Consider the following 3,254-nt stretch of genomic DNA (forward strand, 5'->3'; position numbering starts at 1 on the left):
CGGCTCCGACGGCGTGATGATCGGCCGCGGCGCTTATGGCCGGCCGTGGCTCCTCGGCCAGGTGATGAGCGAGTTCGGCGGCAGCGATGCAAGGCCGGACCCGAGCCTCGACGAGCAGCTGGCGGTGATGCTCGAGCAATATGACGCCATGCTGTCGCTCTACGGCACCCAGACCGGCGTCAATCTGGCCCGAAAGCATGTCGGCTGGTACACCAAGGGCCTGCCGGGCTCGGCGGAGCTTCGCAACGCGGTCAACCAGCAGGATGACCCGGCGATCGTCATCCGGATGCTGCGCGACTTCTATTCGCCCTGGCTCAGCCGGTCCGCCGCATAATCATATCGCGGGCGACACAAGTGTGTTGTTGATGCAACGGTCGTGCTAGGACCGGTGCGAATGGATGCCCAAACCACCGAATCGCCGGTGACGTCAAAAGCAGCAAACTGGCTGGAGCGTGAGCGCGCGAGCGGTCGCTTCTACGATCGCGTTTCGGCGCTGCTGGCGTTGCTGCTGGTGGCGATGGTCGGCCTCAGCGTCTGGTTGCTGAGGCGCAGCGCCGACCCTGGCACACTCGCCTCGCCGCCTGTCATCGCCTTATTGCTGGTCGCAATCCTGCTGCCGGCGATCGTGCTGATGGCGCTCTATGCCCGCAAGATTGCGATCCAGCGCGCGGAGCGCGGAGGGCTCGGCAGCGGCCAGCTACACGTCCGACTGGTCGCGCTGTTTACCGCCATCGCGGCGGTTCCGACCGTCCTGGTGGCGATCTTCGCGTCGCTGCTGTTCCAGAGCGGTATCGAATTCTGGTTCTCGAACCGAGCTCGCAACATGCTCGAAAGCACGGTGCAGGTCGCGCACTCGACGTATGCTTACGAGCTTGGACAAGTCGGGAGCCAGGCCGCGGCAATGTCCAAGGATCTTGGCCTTTTCCTGCAAAAGGCGCCGCTGGACGATCCAAATGTCCAGCTGGCGCTTGGCTATCAGACATTCCAAAGGTCGTTGAACGAGGCCGCGATCCTTCATGTCAGCGGAACCGGCCAGCTGCAGACGTTTGCGGTCATCAACGGCTACCAGGGAATGATCGATGAACGGCGGCTCGCCACTGTCATCGCGCAACTTAAGGCCAAGCCCGCAGGGGTAGCGGTCGACGCCGGCACGCCAAACCGAATCTCGGTGCTTACTCGCCTGTCCTATGGCGAGAACACGTATCTGTACGTGGGGCGGTGGGTCGACCCCGAGATCGCCAGGCAGATCAAAAAGGCGAACGACGTCCTCAAGGACTATCGCGGGCTCCTCGTAAAATCGCGCACTAACCAGTTGAGATTCAATGCGGCTTTGCTGCTTGGGGCGCTGATCATCGTTGGTCTTGCGATACTGACCGCCCTGCGGCTCGCAGACCGGATGGTCCGGCCCGTCGGCGAACTCGTCGGGGCGGCGGGCCGCATCGAAGCCGGTGACTTCTCGGCGCGCGTGCCGGTCGGGAAGACCGAGGACGAGGTGCAGACGCTCGCGCTGGCATTCAACCGGATGACCGGCCGCCTCGAAGAGCAGACAAGCGATCTCCGGGCAGTCAATACCCAGCTCGACACTCGCCGCGCGTTCATCGAGGCTGTGCTGGGCAGCGTCACGGCGGGGATTGTCGCGCTCGACGCGCAGAACCGGATCCTGCTGATCAACCGCTCCGCGGAAGGCCTGCTGCACAAGAGCCAGGAGCAGCTCGAGGGGAAGGAGCTGTCATCGCTATCGCCCGAGCTTGCCGAGTTCATGCTTGGCGACAAAAGCAACGCCGACGTCATCCTGGTCGCCGACAGCGGCCAGCGCACGCTCGCCATCAACCGCGTCCGCTATTCGGACGGCGCGGTTCTGACCTTTGACGACATCACCGACCAGCTCACCGATCAGCGCCGCGCCGCCTGGTCCGATATCGCCCGCCGGATCGCGCACGAGATCCGTAACCCGCTCACTCCGATCCAGCTCGCCGCGGAACGACTGCAGCGGCGTTTCGGCAAGGACATCGCCGCCGACAAGGAAACGTTCGACCGGCTGACCGACACGATCGTCAGGCAGGTCGGCGACCTCAGGCGCATGGTCGATGAATTTTCCAACTTCGCGCGCATGCCAAAGCCGGTGTTCCACGAAGCCGACATCCACGAGATCGCTCGCCAGGCGGTTTTCCTGCACGAGGTCGCTCATCCGGCGATCACCTTCAGGCTCGATCCCGCCCAGGGCGAGTTCCCGCTCGTTTGCGACCGCCGCCAGCTTTCCCAGGCACTGACCAACATCGTCAAGAACGCCGTCGAAGCAATCGAGAGCCGCAGGAGCCGAGGCGAGCACAGCTTGGCCGGCGATCGCGTCGATGTCCGGCTTCGGCGCGAGGGCAGGAACCTCGTCGTCGATGTCCTCGATACCGGCATCGGCCTGCCCGAGGATCGGGAACGGATCACCGAGCCTTATGTGACGACCCGCGTGCGCGGCACCGGGCTTGGGCTCGCAATCGTCAAGAAGATCGTCGAGGAACATATGGGCGAGATCGCTTTCCTCGACCGGTCGGGCGGGGGCACGCACGTGCGCATCTCGCTTGACGCGGACAAGCTCGCCACGCTGGCGACGGCCGAGCCGCCAGCGGACGAGCAATCCCATGAAGAAGACAATGGTGAGGGTAGGGCCTGATGGCGCTTGAAGTGCTTGTTGTGGACGATGAGGCCGACATTCGCGAGTTGGTCAGCGGCGTACTCGAAGATGAGGGATATGCAGTTCGCACCGCGGCGGACAGCGGCCAAACCCTCGCTGCAATCGAGGAGCGGCGGCCGTCGATGGTGCTGCTCGACGTCTGGCTGCAGGGATCGCGCCTCGATGGGCTGCAGCTTCTGCAGGTCATCAAGCGCATGGACCCGAGCATCCCGGTCCTGATGATTTCCGGCCACGGCAACCTCGACACCGCCGTTGCGGCCGTGCGGGAAGGCGCGGTCGACTTCATCGAGAAGCCATTCGAGGCGGAGCGGCTGCTCTATCTCGTCGACCGGGCGACCGAGACCGACCGCCTGCGCCGCGAAAACGAAAACCTTCGTCGACAGGTCGGCCATGACGAGCAGCTGCAGGGCACGTCGGTCGCGATCAACACCGTGCGCGCCACTCTGAAGCGGGTCGCTCCGACCGGAAGCCGGGTCTTGATCACCGGGCCCGCGGGAGGCGGCAAGGAGATCGCTGCGCGCATGATCCACGGATAGAGCCCGCGCGCCCGCGCGCCCTTCGTGGTCCT

General features: G+C 64.6%; 2 protein-coding genes and 1 pseudogene. All 3 read left to right on the forward strand.

Annotated features, from left to right (window positions below; genetic code table 11):
* Positions 1–334 (forward strand): tRNA-dihydrouridine synthase (locus tag JOZ79_RS13155; RefSeq protein WP_294074991.1); only part of this gene is annotated, 334 nt, incomplete at its 5' end.
* A gap of 60 nt (positions 335–394) precedes the next feature.
* Complete coding sequence (locus JOZ79_RS13160) at positions 395–2,665, forward strand: ATP-binding protein (RefSeq protein WP_294074993.1); 2,271 nt, start codon at positions 395–397, stop codon at positions 2,663–2,665.
* Positions 2,665–3,219, forward strand: a pseudogene (locus JOZ79_RS13165) (response regulator); the annotation flags it as partial. The gene JOZ79_RS13160 and the pseudogene JOZ79_RS13165, both read left to right, overlap by 1 nt.
* Positions 3,220–3,254 lie beyond the last annotated feature (35 nt).

Source organism: Sphingomonas sp., from assembly GCF_019242355.1.
GTDB lineage: Bacteria > Pseudomonadota > Alphaproteobacteria > Sphingomonadales > Sphingomonadaceae > Sphingomicrobium.

What these genes read in the sequence shown, in the direction of transcription:
- JOZ79_RS13160 (WP_294074993.1), top strand. Translation starts at nt 395, where the DNA reads ATGGATGCCCAAACCACCGAATCGCCGGTGACGTCAAAAGCAGCAAAC.